Here is a 21,026-nt window from a genome sequence, read left to right as displayed (position 1 = left end):
TTCTTAGCGCCCGCGGCCCTTGCCCTTATTTGGGTTCTTGGTCGGCCGGGTGCGGCCAGGGGCGCTCTCGGTTCTCTTGCGTACAGCAGGTTTCGCTTTTGCGGCGGCAACCCGAATGGCCTTTGCCGCGGCCTTCGCTTTGTCAGTCTTCTTCGGTTTGCGCGGTGGCTTTTGCGGGCGGCCATCGCGTGGAACTTCGGGCTCTCCATCTGCGGTCGCGGCGGCGTCGGCGGCAGCGGACGGGCCGGCATCCGTTCGCGAACTCGCCGTGGAGCGCCCACGCACGATTCCGATGAACTCTTCGATGTCGTCGGTGGTCTCCCGCGTGATCCAGGCGAGGGCGATCTGGGTGTCGGCCACGTCGGTGACCGGGCGAGACACGACGTCTTTGCGGCTGTACAGCCGGGCGACCCCGTGCGGCACAATGATGATGCCGACGCCGGCGGCGACCTGCTCCATAGTCTCGTCGAGGTCTCTCATCGACGGCAGGGGCCGACCGCTGCCGTCGCGCACCTCCGTGGCAATGTCGCGCCACTCGGGCACATCATCGGGGTTTTGCAACAGGTGTTCGTCGGCCAGGTCGGCCAGCAGCACGGTCTCGGCCTGCGCGATGACGTGATCCTTCGCCGCCACCACGACCGGAATCTCGTTGTACAGGTTGATGACGCTCAGGTTGGTGTCGTCGATCGGCAGGCGCACGAGGCTGACTTCGGCGCGACCGTCGTGCAGCACTGAAATCTGCTCAGCGGCCTCGATGCGAAACACGGTGAGGGGAACGTCGGGGCGGCGGTCGCCCCAGATGCGAGTCCATTTGGTGGGGGTGACACCGGCGACGAAGGCGATGGAAAAGCTCACCGGCATCCTTTCTCGGGTAGTTGACGGCAGTACAGCGTGCGCTTTGCCCAAACAGGGGCCCTCTCAGGCTATACGCTTGAACAATGAGTTCCGAGAAGAAGCCCCAGACCATGAAGCCCGCCACGGCGGCCCAGAAACTCGGGATTCTGCTTGACGCGGCACCGGCCGAGTTCCAGACCGAATTTGTCAGCCGCACCGAGTTGGCCGAGCTCATGGCGAACCCGCCGGAATGGCTGGTCGAATTGCGAGCCAACGGTCCGCACCCGCGTCAGGTCGTCGCCGCCAAGCTCGGCGTCTCGATCTCCGGCCTGGCCCGCAGCGAGATCACCGACCCGCTCGGCACCGCAGAGATCGCCGCCCTGCTCCAGCAGCCGCCGGCCTGGCTCGTGCTTGAACGTTCTACCCAGGCCGGCGTGCGCGCCGACCAGATCGCGGTGAAAGACCGCGACGCCCAGCGCGCGGCCAAGAAGGCGCACGTCGAGCGCCAGGCCGCCCAGGAGCAGGCCAAGCGCGACCGCTAGCACGTCGTCACGGGGTCCGATGAAAACCCCGCCCGTTCCGGAGCGGGCCTAGGCGTTCGGCACCGGCGCACTTTCACCGTACTGGGCGCGCAGAAAGTTGACGACGTCGCCGAGTTCAGCCTGCGAGATCGAGTGGGGAAGTCCCTCGTAAATGCGCTCGGTCAGGCTGCTGTGTGCTGGCAGCCACGCCTGGGTCCGTCCGATCGCGCTAGGCGGGATCACGGTGTCAGCGGTGCCGCGGCCCCAGAACACCGGAAGCGGCTGCTTCGCCAACGCGGCGTCGCTGGATTGCGGGCCGTTCGCGACGAATCCGGAAAGGTTCACCGCGAAACGGAACCGGTCGGGCGCGGCGCGCATCAGCTCGAGCGCCATGGCGCCGCCCTGCGAGAATCCGAGCAACCCGACAGCCGGATGATGCTCCGGCAGGGCATCGAGCCAGGCGAGCACGGCGCTGACCGCGGCGGTGACGGCGGCCGGGTCGGGGCTGCCCGGTTCACTGATCGGAAACCAGGCCCAGCCGTCACCAACTGGAAGCGGCGCACGCAGGGCCGAGATCACCGGCGCGAGCGGCAGGTGCGGGGCCAGCGAGAACAGGTCGCCCTCGTGCGAGCCGTAGCCATGCATGATAATTAGCAACGGTCGGCCAGCCTGGTCGGCGCCGGTCGCTGACCAGAGTACGGCGGCGGCATCGATGGGGGTGCTGACGGTCATGAAGTCCTCCCGGGGTTCGCGACGTGTTGGCGCCGCGCTTGTCCATACTTTCATCTCCGTGTCCGCGATTTGCGCCTGGCCGGCGATCCTCGGCAACTCTGCCGATCGCAGTGGAACATAACTCCTGCAGAAAACTGGTGCGAGCCGCCAGATGGGCCCAAAATACTCCCGAGGAAAACAGACACCGCACGAATTGCAGGAGTTATGCGCGCAGCATCGGGGAAACCGACGTTGGGTAACCGGGCGGATCCGGACCGGGTGCGCGCGCGGTGGCCACGTAAGACAGAATGGCATTATGAGCGTGCGAACCCCTGACCCAGACCCGGACTGGACGCCGAAGCCCCCCGCGGGAGCCCCGAATACGAATCCGGGCTGGCTGAAAGACGTCGAGCTCGCCGAGATTCGCCGGCGGCTGCCCATTCTCTACATCGAGGCCGTACCCGTGCGGGTCGACGGTCTCGGCCAGGTCGTCGAGGTCGGCGTGCTGCTGCGCGCCCGACCGACCGGCGAAATGACCCGAACCCTGGTCTCTGGCCGCGTGCTGTACGGAGAAACCCTGAGGGACGCACTGTTTCGTCACCTCGAAAAAGACCTCGGTCCGATGGCTTTTCCGCAACTGCCGACCAGTCCCGTGCCATTCACGGTCGCTGAGTACTTTCCCATGCCCGGCATCACCGCCTACACGGATGACCGTCAGCACGCCGTCTCGCTGGCCTACGTCGTTCCCGTCAGCGGTACCTGCGATCCCCGCCAGGACGCGCTCGAAATTACCTGGATGACCCCGGCCGAGGCCGCATCCCCCGGCGTATCGGCGGAAATGGAAGGAGGCCGCGGCACCCTGCTGCGTGCAGCCCTTGCCTCGGTCGGCCAGCTGTACTGACGCGTCGGTGTGTCACGGCCTCGCGGCACTTCTTCAAGAAGCCGGTCCTGGTTGGAAGCCGTGCCGACTTCTCTAACGCGTGCCGCGAGGGGAATAGCCGGACCACGGCATCCGCTTTGACGGCCCGGCCGTTATTTGGACAGCGGCAGCGCCGAACCGAGGCCAAGCGTGTCGAGGAACAGGCGAACGTAGCGGTCGACGTCGACGTCGAGCGCGACCTCGGCTGCCTCCCACTCGCCCGCCAGGCCGTGCATGATGTCCTCACCGGGATGCGTGCGCTTGTCGACGAGTGTCTGGCCCCGGCCGTAGCCGGAGAGCTGCACGCGCAGCGGCAGCATGGCCGTCTGCAATGCGCCAGGGTCGACCAGGGCGCACAGGGCACCGGCGTCGCCGATCAGTCCGGTGTAGTCGGCATTGCGGCCCGAACCGAGCGCGATCCTGTTGCCGAGTAACTGACCGACAACGTAGGCGAGGTCGGAGTCGCTGTGCATGAGTGCACTGGCGACGTGCTCCGGAATCGCAACCTGATTAAACACATCGAGGCCGTACATGAAGGTGGGCACGCCGGAGTCGAGCACGATGGCCGCGGCTTCCGGGTCGTGCCAAACGTTGAATTCGGCGACGGCGGTGGCGTTTCCGACCGTGGTGGATCCGCCCATGAAGACGATGCGTTCGATGTTGTCGACCACATCGGGGTACTGGCGCAGCAACAGCGCGAGGTTGGTTTGCGGGGCGAGTGCAACCAGGGTGACTGGGTGCGGGCTGGCCTGGATCAGCTTGTGCATGAGCTCGATCGAACTGATCGGCTCTGCGTGGCGGTCGCTCGGCGGAAGCTGCAGGGTCCCGAGGCCGCCTTCGCCGTGCACGTGCGCGGCCGATCGGGCCGGCTCGAGCAGAGGGCGTCTTGCCCCGGCGGCCACCGGAATATACGGGGCATCCGCGACATCGAGAATGCGCAGGGTGTTCTCGACAACGCGCTCAAGCGAGGCATTGCCGGCCACGCAACTAATGCCGAGCACGTTGATACCCGGGTGAGCGAACGCGAACAAAAGGGCCAGGGCGTCGTCGACCCCGGTGTCAACATCGAGGATGACGGGGATCGCCTCGGGGGCCGCGAAATGAGTCATCCGCTCACCCTATTGCTTCAGGTCTGCCCAAAAACCCCGTGGGGACGTTTGGGACCGCAATCCAGCGTCGAACGGCAAAATTTGCACTTGTGAGCAGGCCACTACCGAACCAGGCGCACCTCGTGCAGCGTCTCGCCGAGCACCTCTTCGTTGCGCTCGAGACCATCCGCGACGTAGCCATTTCGGGCGTAGAAGGCGTGCGCCCGAGGGTTGTCTGCGGCTACCCACAACGACGACGGGCCCGGGTCGACGACGGAATCGAAGAGCTGCTGGCCGACGCCGGAACCGTGGTTAGCCTCGAGCAGGTACATGAAGAACAACTCGTTCGGGGTGGGCTGGTCACCGTCGCGCGTCGGTCCGCTGCCGGCGAAGCCCACGATCTCGCCATCGACGAGCACGACATTCTGGCGATATTGCGTGCCCTGGGCAGTGAAGCGGCCCCACAGGGCAGCCAGACGATGCGGTCGCAACTGGGACAGGGCGGCCTGGCTGAGCAGGTGATCGTAGGTTTCATGCCAGCAGGCGGCGTGTACGCGGCCCAGGCTTTCGGCATCCGTTTCACTTACGGGTCGAACGACAACTGTGGTGTTCATGATTCGACCCTAACCGTGTTTGCGGGTGCCCCTTTACGCTCTGGTACAAAAAACGGACCGGCCCCCGAAGAGACCGGCCCGTTTCCGCGAGCGGATGCTGCCGGCTTAGCCTTGCGAGCGGCGCGGAGCCGAACGACCAGCCCCACCCGAGCCCGGTCCGCGAACGAGTCCGCCGACCTGGAGGCTGCCGACGCGGGCTCCGCCGGAACGGCCAGCGGCCGAACCGGAGCGGGGCGCGCTCGTAGACGCGCCGGCCGGACGACCGGTGCGCTCGCGGCGGGCGCCACCGTTCGCAGCCGAGTCGCTGCTCCGGCCGCGGCCGCCGTCGTTACGATCCGTGCGGGCACCGTCTCGGCTGGCGCCGGCATCGCGGCCACCGCGGCTGGAGTCACCGTCGCGGCTCGGGCGACCAACGCGCTCGCCCTGGGCACGACCACCCTGAGCACGGCCACCCTGTGAACGGCCACCCTGTGAGCGACCACCCTGCGACTGGCGCTGCTGCTGCGGTGCCTCGACGCGGGGAGCCGGCTTGACGTAGGCAGCGACGTCGCCGACGAGGGCGTCGACGGCCGGGGAGGAAGAATCCACGCGCTGCGGGGTCACCTTGATGGCGGCCTTACGCAGCAGGGCGTCGGTGTCGCGCTTCTGCTCAGGGAGCACGACGGTAACGACGTCACCGGCGCTGCCAGCGCGGGCGGTGCGGCCAGAGCGGTGCAGGTAGGCCTTGTGCTCGGCCGGCGGGTCGACGTGGATCACCAGTTCGATGTCGTCGACGTGCACGCCGCGGGCGGCGACATCCGTTGCGACGAGAACCTTGACGGTGCCGGCGCTGAACGCGGCGAGGTTGCGGTCACGGGCCACCTGCGACAGGTTTCCGTGCAGGTCGACGGAGGGAATGCCCGCGTCGGTGAGGCTCTTGGCAAGCTTCTTGGCCTGGTGCTTGGTGCGCATGAAGAGGATGCGACGGCCCGAGCCGCTCGCCAGCTTCTGCACGAGATCCTTCTTGGCGTCGACGCCGGAGACCTCGAACACGTGGTGGGTCATCGCCGAAACGTGGCTGTTGGCCTCGTCGACGGAGTGCATCACCGGGTCGTGCAGAAAACGCTTGACGATCTTGTCCACGCCGTTGTCGAGCGTCGCGGAGAACAGCATGCGCTGGCCGTTGCCGGGCGTCTTGTCGAGAATGCGGGTGACGACGGGTAGGAAGCCGAGGTCGGCCATGTGGTCGGCCTCGTCGAGCACGGTGATCTCGATGGTGTCGAGGTTGACAAAGCCCTGTTTCATGAGGTCTTCGAGCCGCCCGGGGCAGGCTACGACGATATCGACGCCGGCCTTGAGTGCAGCAACCTGGCGGCCCTGCGAGACGCCACCGAAGATGGTGGTTGTGTTGAGGCCGTAAGCCTCAGCGAGCGGGGTGATCGCGTTGGTGATCTGCGTGGCAAGCTCGCGGGTTGGAGCGAGGATCAGGCCGAGCGGGCGGCCTGGGCGACGCTTGCCGCCGGCGAGGTTGCCGCCGAGACGCGAGACCATCGGAATGGAGAAGGCCAGGGTCTTGCCCGAGCCGGTCTTGCCGCGGCCGAGCACGTCACGGCCGTTGAGAGTGTCAGGAAGAGTATCGACCTGAATCGGGAAGGCGGTGTCGATTCCCTGGGAGGAGAGAACCTTAACCAGGGGAGCTGGTACGCCAAGTGTGCCAAAAGTTGTGGACACAGTCGTGGTTGTAGACAAAGTGGTGCCTTTCAGGGCATCAGTCTCCTCGCCCGTTCGAATTACCGCGCAGCGATAAGCAAACCAGGAGGATTCACATGGCGAAGGTGCCGAAGGGCACATCCGTTCGCCGTAAGAATGTTTCATTCGAAAAATCAGGTCGGCCCTGGTGGGCCGCCGGATAGAGAAGAGGGCGTTCTACGACGCAGCGAGCGCAACTACGCACTCGCAAGTACTCCTACTCTAGCGGATGCTGTCAAATCGGCTACTGGCCGTCAGGAGTGATCGCCGTGGTACAGCTCGCCAACGGGCACCTCAACGTCGATAATGTTGCCGCTCTGCGGCAGTGGACAGGCCCACATCGGGTCGTACGCACAGGAGGGGTTGTAGGCAAAGTTAAAATCGAGGATGAGGCTGTCGTCGCCCAGACCCGGGCCGAGGTCGGCGCCCTTGATGGTGTCGAGCAGGTAACGTCCACCGCCGTAGGTACCGTCGCTCTTACCGGCGAGGGCGTCTTTCAGCGGCAGGAACAGTCCGCCGCCATAACTCACCAGTCGCCATACGTCGAGCGAACCGAGGTACGGCAGTCGCACGGTGCCGACCAGGTCGAATGGCACCGTCCCGTCAGTTCCCGTTTCCACGTTCATGCGATGCGGCTCTTCGGCCCGGTGCACCTCAACCTCGAACCGCCAGTCCGGGTCGTAGGCGGCGATCGGCAGCCCGGTGAAGGCCGAACGGTCGTCGGGCAGCAAGGGTGACGACGGATGCCCGGCGAACAGTTCGTCGCGTCCGGAATGCCACAGTTCGTGCCCGCTCGCCGGGCTGCTCGCGCTCAACTGGCGCACCCCCGCATATAGTCCGGTCACCAGGCGGCGCCAGTCGGCGATCTGCAGGGCAGCGAGGGAAGAGCTCATGGTGGCTACGCTACCGCCGAGGGCATGATCCACACGAGGCGATCCGTTAGCTTTCGGCGTTCTCGGTGGGTGTCACCCGTTGCGACGAAGGTACGAAGCCCGCCTCGTCGATGCCGATGTCGTACTGCCAGTGGGGCGCGAGATGCTTCAGGCGCAGCATCCGCCACTGCCAGAACGCCCAGAAGGTCGGCCAGAGTGCGATAGTGGCCGGGCGCCCGCGAAAAATGAGCTGGTCGCGGTAGAGCGTTTTGCCGGTACCGGCCGGGTCGGGCGCGATAGCCATGCGGTGGTCCCAAAGCGTGACCGCACTCAGCGCGCCCGACACACCACGACCGGTATCGCGCAGAATTCGCACCCCATCGGCACGGTGCGTCGAATTGGCCAGCCGAATAACCTGGGTGCCCATCGGCACCAGGCCGAGCATGGAGAATTCGGCCGGGTGTTCGCCCGGCTCCCAGCGGGTGGGAAACCCGTCGGCTTCGAGCGACTCTACCGCCATGAACGGGCTGCTCACCTCACGGAAGACGGCCGGGCTGTGGATGGCGTGCCAGGCGGCATCCGGTGTGCAGTCGAGGATCTCTTTGAGCAGTACGCGCATGGCTCTAGTTTGGTCTGAGCGTGGCATGCGACACAACTAAATGCAGTACAAATGAAAGGTGGCAATTCGGTTCTGGCTCGGCGTTGTGCACCGCGAGCATGTGCTGCGCGGGGTCGATCTGGGCATCGCCCGCGCCAATCGCGGGGCCGGAGACGTGATCGCGCAGATGGGCGAGGCCGACGGCATCGTTTACTACTCGCCCAAGACCGCGATCGAGGGTGATCCGCTGAAGGAGTTCACCGCGATCGGCCGCATAGCGGATGCCCACGCCTACCGGGTAGGAGACCCAGGGAACGAGTGGCGACCCTGGCGCCGACGAGCCGATTACGACCTGGATGCCTGGCCCACGAGCATCCGCCCGCTGTTATCGGTGCTGCAATTGACCCGCGATAATGCCAACTGGGGTTTCCAACTGCGCCGCGGAGTGCTCGAAATCTCGCGGCACGACTTCGAGATGATCCGGCAGCAGATGCGGCGGCCCTCCGCCGACGACCGGTAGGGCGTTTGGTCAGTAATCCCTTATTAGACTCAAGCGCATGAATGGCGATCTCTGGTGGGTACCCTCGGTCATCGTTATCGGCCTCGTCGCGGCCGGAGTCTGGGCGCTGGTGGGCGCCTCGCGCCGGCGCACGCGAACCAGGCTCGGGCAGGTGAGCGCGGCCGCCACCGAACTGGAGCGGAGCGCATCCAGTAGCCTGGTGCGCGCCGACGACCTGGTGCAGGACGCCACCGACGAACTCAGTTTCGCGATCGCCCAGTTCGGCGAATCGGCGACGCGGGAGTTCGCTGCGGCGCTCACGACGTCGAAGCTCCAGCTCAGCGATGCCTTCGCGCTGCAGCAGAAACTCGACGACGCTGTGCCGGATTCCGCTCAAGAACGCACCCGCTGGAACCAGCAGATTGTTCAACTCGCCGATGAGGCGACCACCCGACTGGGCAACCAGGCCCGAAATTTCACCGCTAAACGCGGCGTTGAACGCAATGCCCCACAGCAGATCGATGAACTGCATCGACGCCTCGACCGGGTGTCCGATCGGGTTGCCGGCGGCGCGAACACCCTCGCCCGACTGGGCTTAAGTTATTCCGCGGCGGCGCTCGCGCCGATCAGCGGAAACGTCGGTCGGGCCAGCGCCGCCCTCAGAGCGGCACGGACCAGTGCCGTTGCCGCGGCCACCCGCCTCGAAGCAGCATCGTCCGAACCGGTGGGGGAGCAGTTGCAGAGCGCAGAGCACGCCCTGTTCCAGGCGACGCAACTGCTCGATGCGATCGAAACCGGCGAAGACCAGCTTCATCGCGGCTTCGCCAACCTGCAAAAGGCACTGGATGCTGCCAGCTCGGAACTCGCCGAAGCCCGCGCCCTGCGCGATAATCACGAGGAATCCGACACGAGCGCGTCGCTCAATCACGTCATTACCGATGCCGCAGCGGTTCAGGCGTCGCTCCGCGAGCCCAAGCGGCTCAGCGACCCGGCTGTGGATCTCGTGACCCTTGAGGCGGCGATGAACGGGCTGGACAGCATCCGCTCGGAGGCGCGCAACCGCCAGCTGCGCCTCGACAATGCCCGCACCGCCCTGGCCGGCGCGCTGCTCACCGCGCGCAGCCAGATCACGCTCACCCGCAACTTTGTGGCTGCCAATCGGGGTCGGGTACAAGCCCCCGCGCGCACCCGCCTCGCCGAAGCCGAACGGCAGCTCGCGCTCGCCGTGGCCGAGAGCGACCCGGTGACGGCGCTCGACACCGCGCGTCGAGCGATGACGCATGCAACGGATGCCGATGCCCTCGCCCGCTACGACGTGCACTGAACCGTGGTCACTGACCGGCAGTCGCTGTCCGGCAGTCGCTGACCGTCGCTGATCGGCAGTCGCTGACCGTCGCTCAGCGCTGCGGCGGCAGCCGTGGCCCAGCGGAAGCCGCAGCCCGACGTCGGATGGCTGGGGTGATTTCGCGCCGCAACCAGCTGATGGCGTGGGCCTGGTCGAAGCGGCGGGCGCACAGGCCACAAGCCAGGGGCCGGGTGGGCTGCCGGTACCGAAAGTGAGTATGGCCAGCGGGGCACGTGCCCACCCACGGGGCGAGTTCGTTGGCGATCTCGCCGTCGTGGGTGCGCTTGCCGTCGTAGCCGAGGTCGAACGCCATTTTCTTCCAGCGTGGCCCGTGCCCGGCGCGCGGCCCGGCCAAGGCATGCGCGACCTCGTGCAACAAAATCTGGTGGACGTCGTCGTCGGCATAGCGGGAGGCGAGGTAGCGCGAGACGGTGATGTGCTTCGAGCTGAAATTGCACAGGCCGGCCCGCTTCTTGGCGTTGTCGAAGCCGAAGGTCCAACCGGGGTCGAGGTGCATCGTGATGAGCGCATCGGCCCACCGGCGCACCTGGGTGAGATCGGCCATCAGGCTGCCAGCATTCCGGCGAGATGTGTCGTGTGGATCATGAGGGACCGATCACTACCTGAAAGAGCCGGTCGTCGCCGGCCGCCGGGAAGCCCCGGCCATCCGTGTTATTACTCACAAACCACAGTGTGCCAGCAGGGCCTGACACCACGTCGCGCAATCGGCCATAGTCGTGCACAAACCACTCGGTGGGTGCGGCTGTGGAGGACGGGCCGGTGACGGGGATGCTCCACAGCCGTTGACCGCGCAGACTCGCCATGAAGATGGTGTCGTTCACGATGGTGATACCGCTCGGGCTGGCCTGGTCGGTTGGCCACTGCTGTTGGGGATCGATATACGCCGCGTCACCGGCTTGGCCTTCAACGTGCGGCCAGCCGTAATTTGCGCCGGGAACGATGCGGTTCAGCTCGTCCCAGGTGTTCTGACCGAACTCGCTTGCCCAGAGCTGTCCGCGTGAGTCCCAGGCGAGCCCCTGCGGATTCCGATGCCCGAACGAGTACACCAAGGTGTTGAAGGGGTTGTCGTTCGGCACGCCGCCGGTCGGTGTTAGGCGCAGAATCTTACCGCCGAGCGAATTGGGGTTCTGGGCGTTGGCGGTGTCTCCGGCATCCCCGGCGGTCGCGTAGAGTAGGCCGTCCGGTCCGAAGGCGATGCGTCCACCGTTGTGATTGCCGGCCCGCGGGATCGAATCGAGCACGAGGGTGGACGCCCCGAGGGTGTGGCTGCCCGGGCCGCCGGCCAGCGGCATCCGCTCGATGCGGTTGTCGGTTGCGGTCGAGAAATAGGCATAGACCCAGCCGGCGCCGCCGGGTGCTGCTTCGTCGGCCAGAAAGGCCAGGCCGAGCAGCCCGCCCTCACCATTGGGCTCTGCTGCCTCGATCGTGCCCGCCTCGCGCAGGCTGCCGTCGGCAAGTAATTCGCGAACGCGGGTCGTGTCGCGTTCGCTGATGAGGGTGGCGCCGTCTGGCAGCCGCAGAATCGACCACGGAGCCTGAAGTCCCGAGGCGATCACGACAGGTTCCCCGACCGGATGCACCGGCGTCAGGTCTCCCGGCACGGTCCCGGTTGCGCTGGGTGCGGGTTGGGCCGGTGTCGACGTCATCGGTGTGGCGCGCGGAGCGTCCGCGCTGCACGCGGCCAGCGCCAGAACCAGCAAGGCGGCCGACGCGGTGGCAGCCGCGCGCCCAAATGCCTGAAAAGTCACCGTTCACCTCGCCTTCGTGGTGAACACAGCATGCCGTAGAACGCGCCCGACGGCCAGCACCCGGCCACGACGCACCATAACTCCTGCAATTTGCGGCGCCGTTCGACGGGGGCCGCGAGATTGCGCGGGTGGTTGACGTGCCGGCATCGAATTGCAGGAGTTATGCGCGAAGGGGACTGGTCCCACGGGCCGCGATGTGCGACTCGACTACCGCAACGGCGAGCAGTGAGCTGTCGAGTTCGTCGGCATCGGCGCCGTCTTTCTCGCGCAGAAACACGGCCGCGGTGAAGTCCGCAAGCGCACCTTCGAGGTTGCCCTGGTCGAAGTACACCTTGCCGCGGTGCTGCCGGGCATAGGCGGCTAGTCGGGTCCACTCGTGTACCTCAGAATCGAGGATGCAGTGGGTCAGTTCGCTCGCGGCCTCGTCGAGTTTGCCTTGAAACTGCAAAACCTGGGCGCGACGGATGCGGCTGGCCACCGCCTGTTCCCGGTTGCCGGTGAAGCGGGACTGGCGCAGCGCCTCATTCGCGATCTCCCAGGCTTCGTCGAGCCGACCGACCAGGCGCAGCAGTGCGACCTTTTCATTGAGGGCGGCCAGGCTGCGCAGGTTACCGAGTTCGACGAGCCGCTCGCCGGCGGCCAGCAGGTCGACTTTTTCGCGCAGCGTGATGGGATCGTAACCAATGATGAAACTCAGGGAGTGTTCCTGTAATGACGAAGGCGGCCGAGGCCGCGCGGGATAGGAGGGGTATCCCCAGAGTACTGCCGCGACCGCGAAACCGGTCGCAGGCTAGTGCCCGATCTGAAAGACGGTGCGACCGGGCAGGGGCGACTGCGTGGAGGTCTCATCCGTCGCCACGAGTGAACCGGCCATGAACGCTTTCAGTTCCGCACCCTCGATCACCTTTGCCGGATGCGGTCCGTTCGCGAGCAGCCGAGGGATCCAGTTGAGGTCAATCGGGGTATGCGCTGCGACGAAGACGATGTTGCCGAAGCGGCGGCCCTTGAGCACCTGTGTCTCGGCAAATCCGATCACGTGCGGAAACACGGCCGAGAGGGTTGCGGCCTGGCCACGCGCGAACGCGAGGCCGGGGCCATCCGCTACGTTGACGGCGAGCACGCCGCGCGGCGACAGCAGGGGAGCGGCAAGAGCAAAGAATTCGCGACTTGTGACGTGTTTCGGGGTGCGCGCCCCCGAGAAGATGTCGACCACGACGAGGTCGACCGCGCCGTGCAGCCCGGCGGGCAGCTTGCCGAGCACCTCGCGGGCATCGCCGTGGCGCACACGCAGCTGGGCCCGTTTGTCCCACGGCAAAACCTGCCGCACGAGGTCGATCAGGTCGCTCTCGATCTCGACGACCTGCTGGCGGGAGCCCGGCCGGGTCGCCTCCACATAGCGCGGCAGGGTCAGTGCACCCGCACCGAGGTGCACGGCGGTGATTGGCTCGTGCGGGTCGCCGAGCAGGTCGATCACGTGCCCGATGCGCTGGATGTACTCGAAGAACAACTCATCGGGGTGGTCGATGTTCACATGCGACTGCGGCGTGCCGTCGACGACGAGCTGAAAGCTGCCGGGGGTGAACCGATCCGGTTCGATCACCGCCGTGTGTCCGCTTAACTTCAAGACGACAGACGGATGCCCGTCCGTTGCCTCACCCTTACGCCCAGTACTCATAGTTCCAGTCTGCGCCCTCGCTGCGCTCGATCTGCGCCCACCATCCGTTCCGAGAGCGTACAAAGTACCGCTTTGCGGTTGCCAAGCGGATACTTCTTGCGCTGTCACGGTGAGTAGTGCGACGGGTTATACCTGAGAATTTGCACATTCGCAAGATTGGGGTGGACATGTCGCAAAAGGGGGCATATAGTTGATCCTTGCGCTCCCAGACAAACTATGCCTTCATATTGCGGTCGGCTTTGCGTGTTCAAGCCACCTTGAGGCACACCTCTTACGAGGGTCTGCGGAGTCATCACCAATAACAGTAACTAGACCTGACGGGGTCCACGGAGGTTATTTCCTTGGCTGCTGCGCGCAACGCAACCACCAATTCACCCAAGAACGGCCGCTCAGCTGAGCGTCTGTCGTTCGCAAAGATCAGCGACCACTTGAACGTTCCGGATCTGCTTGCTTTGCAGACCGAGAGCTTCGACTGGCTCGTCGGCAACGACATCTGGAAGGCTCGCGTCGCCGAGGCCCAGAAAGCCGGACGCCAGGACCTGCCGAATCGCACCGGGCTCGATGAGATCTTCGAGGAGATCTCTCCCATCGAAGACCTCGGCGAAACGATGCAGCTGTCGTTCACCAACCCGGAGCTCGAGCCGGAGAAGTACACCATCGATGAGTGCAAGGAAAAGGGTAAGACCTACTCCGCACCCCTCTACGTGAACGCTGAGTTCATGAACCACCTCACCGGTGAGATCAAGACTCAGACCGTGTTCATGGGCGACTTCCCGTTGATGACCCCCAAGGGTACCTTCGTGATCAACGGCACCGAGCGTGTCGTCGTGTCGCAGCTGGTGCGCTCCCCGGGAGTGTATTTCAACCGCGAGCAGGAGAAAACGTCTGACAAGGACATTTACTCCGCCCGTGTCATTCCGAGCCGTGGTGCCTGGCTTGAATTCGAGATCGACAAGCGCGACCAGGTTGGCGTGCGCATCGACCGCAAGCGCAAGCAGTCCGTGACCGTGTTCTTGAAAGCTCTCGGCCTCACTTCCGAAGAGATCCTCGAGGAGTTCAAGGGCTACGCGTCCATCGAGCTCACCCTCGAGAAGGACAACATCCTCACCAAGGAAGAAGCCCTCAAGGACATCTACCGCAAGCTTCGTCCCGGCGAGCAGGTTGCCGCCGAGGCTGCGCGTGCGCTGCTCGACAACTTCTTCTTCAACTCCAAGCGCTACGACCTGGCCAAGGTTGGTCGTTACAAGATCAACCGCAAGCTCGGCCTCGAAGCCCCGCTGAGTGACTCCGTACTGACGCTCCAGGACATCCTGGCCACCATCAAGTACCTCGTCGCCCTGCACGACAACCAGACCACCCTTCCGGGCCTGCGCGACGGCAAGATGACCGACATCAACATCGACATCGACGACATCGACCACTTCGGTAACCGTCGGATCCGTGCCGTTGGCGAGCTCATCCAGAACCAGGTGCGCACCGGCCTGTCCCGGATGGAGCGCGTTGTTCGCGAGCGGATGACCACGCAGGACATCGAAGCGATCACTCCGCAGACCCTGATCAACGTGCGCCCCGTCGTCGCCGCGATCAAGGAGTTCTTCGGTACGTCGCAGCTCTCGCAGTTCATGGACCAGAACAACCCACTCGCAGGCCTCACGCACAAGCGTCGCCTCAGCGCGCTGGGCCCGGGTGGTCTGTCCCGTGACCGCGCCGGCGTCGAGGTGCGAGACGTTCACCCCTCGCACTACGGCCGCATGTGCCCCATTGAGACCCCGGAAGGCCCGAACATCGGCCTGATCGGTTCGCTCGCCTCGTTCGCGCAGATTAATGCGTTTGGCTTCATCGAGACGCCGTACCGCCGTGTGCTCAATAACAAGGTCACCGAGACGATCGACTACCTCACCGCGAGCGAAGAGGACGACTTCATCGTCGCCCAGGCCAACGCGCCGCTCACGAAGGACTCGCACTTTGCCGAGGCCCGCGTGCTCGCTCGTAAGAAGGGTGGCGAGGTCGACCTCGTTCCCGCTGAAGACATCGGCTACATGGATGTCTCGCCGCGCCAGATGGTGTCGGTCGCGACCAGCCTCATCCCGTTCCTCGAGCACGACGATGCAAACCGCGCGCTCATGGGCGCCAACATGCAGCGTCAGGCGGTGCCGCTGCTACTTTCCGACAGCCCGCTCGTCGGAACCGGCATGGAGGTCTACACGGCCATCGACGCCGGCGACGTGCTCACCGCAGCCAAGCCCGGTGTGGTCTCCGAGGTGTCGGCCGACGTCGTCACCATTCAGCTCGATGAGGGCGGCACGCAGGACTACTACCTGCGCAAGTTCTCGCGCTCCAACCAGGGCACGAGCTTCAACCACCGCGTGATCGTCAACGCCGGTGAGCGCATCGAAGCCGGCGAGGTCATCGCCGACGGACCCGCCACCGACCAGGGCGAGCTTGCCCTCGGAAAAAACCTGCTCGTGGCATTCATGCCGTGGGAAGGCTACAACTTCGAGGACGCGATCATCCTGAGCCAGAACCTGGTGAAAGACGACACCCTCTCCTCGATTCACATCGAAGAGTACGAAGTGGATGCCCGCGACACCAAGCTGGGTAAGGAAGAGATCACTCGCGACCTTCCCAACGTGTCTCCGGACTTCCTCGCCGACCTCGACGAGCGTGGCATCATTCGCATCGGAGCCGAGGTTCGCCCCGGTGACATCCTCGTCGGCAAGGTCACGCCCAAGGGCGAGACCGAGCTTTCTGCCGAGGAGCGTCTGCTGCGCGCCATCTTCAACGAGAAGAGTCGCGAAGTTCGCGACACGAGCTTGAAGGTTCCCCACGGTGAGCGCGGCACCATCATCGGTGTCAAGGTGTTCGACTCGCAGGACGGCGACGACGAGCTCGGCTCGGGCGTCAACCAGCGCGTGGTCGTGTTCATCGCCCAGAAGCGCAAGATCACTGAGGGTGACAAGCTCGCCGGCCGTCACGGCAACAAGGGTGTCATCTCCCGCATTCTGCCGATCGAGGACATGCCGTTCCTCGCCGACGGAACCCCGGTCGACATCATCCTCAACCCGCTCGGTATCCCCGGTCGCATGAACTTCGGCCAGGTGCTCGAAACACACCTCGGCTGGATTGCGAAGCAGGGCTGGAACGTCGAGGGTAAGCCGAAATGGGCTGCCCGTCTTCCGGAGCACGCCTTCAGCGCCGCCCCCGGCACGAAGGTCGCCACCCCGGTATTCGACGGTGCGCTCGAGATCGAGATCGAGGGTCTTCTGGACTCCACGACTCTGACCCGCGACGGTGAACGCCTCATCGGTTCCACCGGAAAGACCCAGCTCTTCGACGGCCGCTCCGGCGAGCCGTTCCCGATGCCGGTGTCCGTTGGATACATGTACATCCTGAAGCTCCACCACCTCGTCGACGACAAGATCCACGCACGTTCGACCGGCCCGTACTCCATGATCACGCAGCAGCCGCTGGGTGGTAAGGCGCAGTTCGGTGGACAGCGTTTCGGTGAGATGGAGGTGTGGGCGCTCGAAGCATACGGAGCCGCTTACGCCCTGCAGGAACTCCTGACCATTAAGTCTGACGATATCCTCGGCCGCGTCAAGGTGTACGAAGCCATCGTCAAGGGTGAGAACATCCAGGAACCCGGTATTCCCGAGAGCTTCAAGGTTCTTATCAAGGAAATGCAGTCGCTGTGCTTGAACGTCGAGGTGCTCTCGGCCGATGGCACCGCAGTGAGCCTGCGCGACACGGATGACGAGGTGTTCCGTGCTGCGGAAGAGCTCGGCATCAACATTTCCACCCGGTTTGAGTCGTCGTCCATCGACGACATCTAAGCCCGGACCAAAGAAACTTCGAAAACTTTCCAAGGAGAGAAATTGCTCGACGTAACAACATTTGACGAGCTTCGTATTGGCCTGGCTACCGCTGACGACATCCGTCGTTGGTCGCACGGTGAGGTCAAGAAGCCCGAAACCATCAACTACCGCACGCTCAAGCCGGAAAAAGACGGCTTGTTCGGTGAACAGATCTTCGGACCCTCACGGGACTGGGAGTGCTCGTGCGGCAAGTACAAGCGTGTTCGCTTCAAAGGCATCGTCTGCGAGCGTTGCGGTGTAGAGGTCACGAAGTCGTCGGTGCGCCGTGAGCGCATGGGCCACATCGAACTTGCTGCCCCGGTCACGCACATCTGGTACTTCAAGGGTGTGCCCTCGCGTCTCGGTTACCTGCTGGACATGGCTCCGAAGGACCTCGAAAAGGTCATCTACTTCGCCGCATACATGGTCATCACGGTTGACGAAGACGGTCGCCACCAGGACATGCCTGGCCTCGAGAACGAGCTGCGTCTCGAACTCAAGACCATTGAGTCCAGCCGCGACTCGCGCATCGCTGATCGCCTGCAGCGCCTCGAAACCGACCTCGCAGCACTGGAGGCCGAAGGCGCCAAGAGCGATCAGAAGAAGCGCACGAAAGACGCCGCTGAAAAGGAAATGGGCCAGGTTCGCAAGTCCCTGGATGAGCAGATCGCTCACCTCGAGCGCGTGTGGGAAGACTTCCGCACCCTCAAGGTCGGCGACCTGAAGCCGGAAGATTCCGTCTTCCATGAGCTCCAGGACCGTTTCGGCATGTACTTCGAGGCCTACATGGGCGCCGAAGCCATCAAGAAGCGCCTCGAGGCCTTCGACCTGGTCACCGAGAGCGAGAACCTGCACCTGCAGATCGCCGAGGGCAAGGGTCAGAAGAAGATCCGTGCCATCAAGCGCTTGCGCGTGGTGAACGCGTTCATCATGACCGGCAACTCGCCGGCCGGAATGGTGCTCGACGTCGTACCTGTGCTCCCGCCGGAACTGCGCCCGATGGTGCAGCTCGACGGTGGCCGTTTCGCCACAAGCGACCTGAACGACCTCTACCGTCGTGTGATCAACCGCAACAACCGCCTGCGTCGTCTGCTTGACCTCGGTGCTCCCGAGATCATCGTGAACAACGAAAAGCGGATGCTGCAGGAGGCCGTCGACGCACTGTTCGACAACGGTCGTCGCGGTCGCCCGGTCACCGGTACCGGTAACCGTGCCTTGAAGTCCCTGAGCGACATGCTCAAGGGAAAGCAGGGTCGGTTCCGTCAGAACCTGCTCGGCAAGCGCGTGGACTACTCGGGCCGTTCGGTCATCGTGGTCGGCCCGCAGCTCAAGCTGCACCAGTGTGGTCTGCCCAAGCAGATGGCACTCGAGCTGTTCAAGCCGTTCGTGATCAAGCGCCTGATCGATCTGAGCCACGCTCAGAACATCAAGGCCGCCAAGCGCATGGTCGAGAGGAGCCGCCCGCAGGTCTGGGACGTGCTCGAGGAGATCATCCGCGAGCGCCCCGTCATGCTCAACCGTGCACCCACCCTGCACCGCCTGGGCATCCAGGCCTTCGAGCCTCAGCTCGTTGAAGGTAAGGCAATCCAGCTGCACCCGCTCGTCTGCGCGGCGTTCAACGCCGACTTCGACGGTGACCAGATGGCCGTCCACCTTCCGCTTTCTGTTGAGGCCCAGGCCGAGGCACGCATCCTGATGCTCGCCTCGAACAACATCCTCAAGCCCTCCGACGGCCGCCCGGTGACCCTGCCCACCCAGGACATGATCATCGGTCTGCACCACCTCACCACGATGAAGGAAGGTGTGGTCGGAGAAGGCCGCGCATTCTCCACCGTGTCAGAGGCCATCCTCGCGTTCGACCAGAAGACGCTTGACCTGAACGCCAAGGTGCGCATCCGTTTGACCGACAAGTTCTTCACCGAGGGCACCCAGCCCGAGGGCGTCGAACTGGTCAACGGCCAGGCTGTCGGAACCGTTCTGGTCACCACGAGCCTTGGTCGCGCCATCTTCAACGAGGCGCTTCCGGCTGACTACCCGTACTTCGAAGACGTTGCCAACAAGGTCACCATGTCGACCATTGTCAACGACCTCGCGGAGCGGTACGTCAAGGTGGAGGTCGCTGCAACCCTCGACCGGATCAAGGATGCCGGTTTCTACTGGGCAACCCGTTCCGGCGTGACCGTTGCGCTCAGCGACATCCTGACGCCTCCGAACAAGAAGGAGATCGTCGCCGGTTACGAGAAGCAGGCTGCCAAGGTTCAGGCGCAGTTCGAGAAGGGTCTCACGACCGACCTCGAGCGTCGCCAGGAGCTGATCCAGATCTGGACTCGTGCCACGGAAGACGTCGCCGCAGCAATGCAGGCGAACTTCCCGGCCGACAACACCATCAACCGCATGGTCACCTCTGGTGCTCGTGGTAACTGGCTGCAGGTGCGAAACATCGCCGGCATGCGAGGCCTCGTGAACAACCCGAAGGGTGAGATCATCCCTCGCCCGATCATCTCGAGCTACCGCGAAGGCCTGTCCGTCGCCGAGTACTTCATTGCTACTCACGGTGCTCGTAAGGGACTGGCCGACACGGCTCTGCGTACCGCCGACTCGGGATACCTCACCCGTCGTCTCGTGGACGTCTCGCAGGATGTCATCATCCGCGAAGACGACTGCGGAACGACGAAGGGTCTCGAACTGCCCATCGCCGGAACCGATGCAACGACCGGTGCGCTCCTGCGCGACGAAGACGGCGGCCTTCTGGTCGACTTCAACGTCGAGAACGCGGTCTACGCCCGCAGCCTGGCCGCAGCTGCGGTCAACGCTGTCGGTGAGGTCATCGCCGACGCCGGAGACGACGTCGGAGACGTGCTCATCGCCAAGCTCATCGCCGGTGGTGTCGAAACCATCAAGGTGCGCTCGGTACTCACCTGTGAGTCGGCCGTCGGTGTGTGTGCGGTCTGCTACGGCCGTTCGCTCGCCACGGGACAGCTTGTCGACATCGGTGAGGCCGTCGGTATCATCGCCGCGCAGTCCATCGGTGAGCCCGGAACCCAGCTGACCATGCGTACCTTCCACACGGGTGGGTCGGCATCCGCTGACGACATCACCCAGGGTCTGCCGCGTGTCCAGGAGCTGTTCGAGGCGCGTACCCCCAAGGGTGCGTCACCCATCGTCGACTCCGCCGGACGCATTACCATCGAGGATTCGGACAAGGGCCGCAAGGTCATCCTGACTCCCGACAATGGCGACGAAGCAATCGCCTACCCGGTGCTGAAGCGTTCGACCCTCCTGGTCGAGGATGGCCAGCACGTCGACCTCGGACAGCAGATCATCATCGGCGCCGTCGACCCGAAGGAAGTTCTTCGCGTCAAGGGTGTTCGCGCGGTGCAGAAGCACCTCGTCTCCGGTGTGCAGGAGGTCTACCGTTCGCAGGGCGTACCGATTCACGACAAGCACATCGAGGTCATCGTTCGTCAGATGCTTCGCAAGGTGACCGTCGTTGAACACGGAGACACCGGGCTGCTTCCGGGCGAGCTCGTTGACCGGTTGAAGTACAACGACCTCAACCGCACCGCGCTCACCGAGGGCAAGAAGACGGCATCCGCTCGCCAGGAGGTCATGGGTATCACCAAGGCATCGCTGGCGACCGAGTCCTGGCTGTCGGCCGCTTCCTTCCAGGAGACCACCCGGGTTCTGACCCAGGCGGCCATGGAGGGCAAGAGCGACCCGCTGATGGGCCTCAAGGAGAACGTCATCATCGGTAAGTTGATCCCGGCCGGTACCGGCCTTCCCCGCTACCGCGACGTTAGCGTCGAGGCAACGGAGGAAGCCAAGGCTGAGCGTTACCCGAACCGCATCTTCACCGAAGATGCCACGTTCAATGAGGGTGACCTGAGCTTCGTCGACTTCGACAGCTTCTCGTCGGACGACCTGAGTCCGGGTACGTACAACTAGCAGCTCGAATAACTGATCGGCAGTTCTACACGGATGGCCCCTGCTTCGGCAGGG

18 protein-coding genes are annotated in these 21,026 nt (G+C 64.5%); 7 read left to right on the top strand and 11 right to left on the bottom strand.

Annotated features, from left to right (window positions below; all coding sequences use genetic code 11):
• Nucleotides 1-3: 3 nt before the first annotated feature.
• Nucleotides 4-855 (bottom strand): LysR family substrate-binding domain-containing protein, encoded by an 852-nt coding sequence (locus CXY70_RS16830; RefSeq protein WP_158251011.1) that lies wholly within the window; start codon nucleotides 853-855, stop codon nucleotides 4-6.
• An 83-nt stretch (nucleotides 856-938) separates the two neighbouring features.
• Between CXY70_RS16830 and CXY70_RS16825 the strand changes: the two genes are divergently transcribed.
• Nucleotides 939-1,376, top strand: coding sequence for a DUF5997 family protein (locus CXY70_RS16825; RefSeq protein WP_104193457.1), 438 nt, complete (start codon nucleotides 939-941; stop codon nucleotides 1,374-1,376).
• Nucleotides 1,377-1,424: 48 nt separating this feature from the next.
• On the opposite strand, the gene CXY70_RS16820 is transcribed toward CXY70_RS16825, so the two are convergent.
• Nucleotides 1,425-2,087, bottom strand: coding sequence for an alpha/beta hydrolase (locus CXY70_RS16820; RefSeq protein WP_104193456.1), 663 nt, complete (start codon nucleotides 2,085-2,087; stop codon nucleotides 1,425-1,427).
• Nucleotides 2,088-2,382: 295 nt separating this feature from the next.
• Here CXY70_RS16820 and CXY70_RS16815 point away from each other — a divergent pair, with 295 nt between their 5' ends.
• Nucleotides 2,383-2,967 (top strand): NUDIX hydrolase family protein, encoded by a 585-nt coding sequence (locus CXY70_RS16815; RefSeq protein WP_104193455.1) that lies wholly within the window; start codon nucleotides 2,383-2,385, stop codon nucleotides 2,965-2,967.
• Between the two features lie 131 nt (nucleotides 2,968-3,098).
• Here the strand turns inward: CXY70_RS16815 and CXY70_RS16810 are convergent, their stop codons facing one another.
• The 5 genes from CXY70_RS16810 to CXY70_RS16790 all read right to left on the bottom strand — a co-directional run bounded on the left by CXY70_RS16810 (nucleotide 3,099) and on the right by CXY70_RS16790 (nucleotide 7,906).
• Entirely contained in the window at nucleotides 3,099-4,094 is a 996-nt protein-coding gene (locus CXY70_RS16810; protein WP_104193454.1) for a nucleoside hydrolase, read from the bottom strand.
• 101 nt (nucleotides 4,095-4,195) lie between these two features.
• Nucleotides 4,196-4,687 (bottom strand): GNAT family N-acetyltransferase, encoded by a 492-nt coding sequence (locus tag CXY70_RS16805; RefSeq protein WP_104193453.1) that lies wholly within the window; start codon nucleotides 4,685-4,687, stop codon nucleotides 4,196-4,198.
• A 105-nt stretch (nucleotides 4,688-4,792) separates the two neighbouring features.
• Nucleotides 4,793-6,397 carry a DEAD/DEAH box helicase gene (locus CXY70_RS16800; RefSeq protein ID WP_233205998.1) on the bottom strand — a complete coding sequence of 535 codons (1,605 nt, stop codon included), beginning with the start codon at nucleotides 6,395-6,397 and terminating at the stop codon, nucleotides 4,793-4,795.
• A gap of 272 nt (nucleotides 6,398-6,669) precedes the next feature.
• Nucleotides 6,670-7,308, bottom strand: a complete 639-nt coding sequence (locus tag CXY70_RS16795) for a DUF1684 domain-containing protein (RefSeq protein ID WP_104193583.1) — start codon at nucleotides 7,306-7,308, stop codon at nucleotides 6,670-6,672.
• A gap of 46 nt (nucleotides 7,309-7,354) precedes the next feature.
• Complete coding sequence (locus tag CXY70_RS16790) at nucleotides 7,355-7,906, bottom strand: hypothetical protein (protein WP_199183467.1); 552 nt, start codon at nucleotides 7,904-7,906, stop codon at nucleotides 7,355-7,357.
• A 58-nt stretch (nucleotides 7,907-7,964) separates the two neighbouring features.
• Between CXY70_RS16790 and CXY70_RS16785 the strand changes: the two genes are divergently transcribed.
• Both CXY70_RS16785 and CXY70_RS16780 read left to right on the top strand, forming a co-directional pair.
• Nucleotides 7,965-8,405, top strand: coding sequence for an EVE domain-containing protein (locus tag CXY70_RS16785; protein ID WP_233205997.1), 441 nt, complete (start codon nucleotides 7,965-7,967; stop codon nucleotides 8,403-8,405).
• A gap of 37 nt (nucleotides 8,406-8,442) precedes the next feature.
• Nucleotides 8,443-9,708: a hypothetical protein gene (locus CXY70_RS16780; RefSeq protein ID WP_104193451.1), complete on the top strand. Its 1,266-nt coding sequence runs from the start codon at nucleotides 8,443-8,445 to the stop codon at nucleotides 9,706-9,708.
• Between the two features lie 73 nt (nucleotides 9,709-9,781).
• Here CXY70_RS16780 and CXY70_RS16775 read toward each other — a convergent pair whose 3' ends face one another.
• The 3 genes from CXY70_RS16775 to CXY70_RS18440 form a co-directional block, all read right to left on the bottom strand.
• Nucleotides 9,782-10,294, bottom strand: coding sequence for a SprT-like domain-containing protein (locus tag CXY70_RS16775; protein WP_104193450.1), 513 nt, complete (start codon nucleotides 10,292-10,294; stop codon nucleotides 9,782-9,784).
• Nucleotides 10,295-10,331: 37 nt separating this feature from the next.
• The gene (locus CXY70_RS16770) at nucleotides 10,332-11,498 is read right to left on the bottom strand and encodes a sorbosone dehydrogenase family protein (protein ID WP_233205996.1); all 1,167 of its coding nucleotides are present in this window, start codon (nucleotides 11,496-11,498) and stop codon (nucleotides 10,332-10,334) included.
• A gap of 160 nt (nucleotides 11,499-11,658) precedes the next feature.
• Nucleotides 11,659-11,946, bottom strand: coding sequence for a hypothetical protein (locus CXY70_RS18440; protein WP_233205995.1), 288 nt, complete (start codon nucleotides 11,944-11,946; stop codon nucleotides 11,659-11,661).
• Between CXY70_RS18440 and CXY70_RS18435 the strand changes: the two genes are divergently transcribed.
• Nucleotides 11,935-12,210: a hypothetical protein gene (locus tag CXY70_RS18435; RefSeq protein WP_233205994.1), complete on the top strand. Its 276-nt coding sequence runs from the start codon at nucleotides 11,935-11,937 to the stop codon at nucleotides 12,208-12,210. The genes CXY70_RS18440 and CXY70_RS18435 overlap by 12 nt on opposite strands.
• 78 nt (nucleotides 12,211-12,288) lie before the next feature.
• Here the strand turns inward: CXY70_RS18435 and CXY70_RS16760 are convergent, their stop codons facing one another.
• Nucleotides 12,289-13,173 carry a spermidine synthase gene (locus CXY70_RS16760; protein ID WP_104193448.1) on the bottom strand — a complete coding sequence of 295 codons (885 nt, stop codon included), beginning with the start codon at nucleotides 13,171-13,173 and terminating at the stop codon, nucleotides 12,289-12,291.
• A gap of 341 nt (nucleotides 13,174-13,514) precedes the next feature.
• Between CXY70_RS16760 and rpoB the strand changes: the two genes are divergently transcribed.
• Nucleotides 13,515-17,006 (top strand): DNA-directed RNA polymerase subunit beta, encoded by a 3,492-nt coding sequence (gene rpoB, locus CXY70_RS16755; protein WP_104193447.1) that lies wholly within the window; start codon nucleotides 13,515-13,517, stop codon nucleotides 17,004-17,006.
• A gap of 42 nt (nucleotides 17,007-17,048) precedes the next feature.
• Entirely contained in the window at nucleotides 17,049-20,972 is a 3,924-nt protein-coding gene (locus tag CXY70_RS16750) for a DNA-directed RNA polymerase subunit beta' (protein WP_104193446.1), read from the top strand.
• Nucleotides 20,973-21,026: the final 54 nt, after the last annotated feature.

Source organism: Cryobacterium sp. Y82 (assembly GCF_002929495.1).
GTDB classification, from domain to species: domain Bacteria; phylum Actinomycetota; class Actinomycetes; order Actinomycetales; family Microbacteriaceae; genus Cryobacterium; species Cryobacterium serini.
Note: the sequence above shows the minus strand (reverse complement) of the source record. Positions and strands in the feature narration are given on the sequence as shown.

What these genes read in the sequence shown, in the direction of transcription:
- CXY70_RS16815 (WP_104193455.1), top strand. Translation starts at nt 2,383, where the DNA reads ATGAGCGTGCGAACCCCTGACCCAGACCCGGACTGGACGCCGAAGCCC.
- CXY70_RS16760 (WP_104193448.1), bottom strand. Translation starts at nt 13,173, where the DNA reads ATGAGTACTGGGCGTAAGGGTGAGGCAACGGACGGGCATCCGTCTGTC.
- CXY70_RS16820 (WP_104193456.1), bottom strand. Translation starts at nt 2,087, where the DNA reads ATGACCGTCAGCACCCCCATCGATGCCGCCGCCGTACTCTGGTCAGCG.
- CXY70_RS16780 (WP_104193451.1), top strand. Translation starts at nt 8,443, where the DNA reads ATGAATGGCGATCTCTGGTGGGTACCCTCGGTCATCGTTATCGGCCTC.
- CXY70_RS16805 (WP_104193453.1), bottom strand. Translation starts at nt 4,687, where the DNA reads ATGAACACCACAGTTGTCGTTCGACCCGTAAGTGAAACGGATGCCGAA.
- CXY70_RS16775 (WP_104193450.1), bottom strand. Translation starts at nt 10,294, where the DNA reads ATGGCCGATCTCACCCAGGTGCGCCGGTGGGCCGATGCGCTCATCACG.
- CXY70_RS16790 (WP_199183467.1), bottom strand. Translation starts at nt 7,906, where the DNA reads ATGCGCGTACTGCTCAAAGAGATCCTCGACTGCACACCGGATGCCGCC.
- CXY70_RS16825 (WP_104193457.1), top strand. Translation starts at nt 939, where the DNA reads ATGAGTTCCGAGAAGAAGCCCCAGACCATGAAGCCCGCCACGGCGGCC.
- CXY70_RS16795 (WP_104193583.1), bottom strand. Translation starts at nt 7,308, where the DNA reads ATGAGCTCTTCCCTCGCTGCCCTGCAGATCGCCGACTGGCGCCGCCTG.
- CXY70_RS16810 (WP_104193454.1), bottom strand. Translation starts at nt 4,094, where the DNA reads ATGACTCATTTCGCGGCCCCCGAGGCGATCCCCGTCATCCTCGATGTT.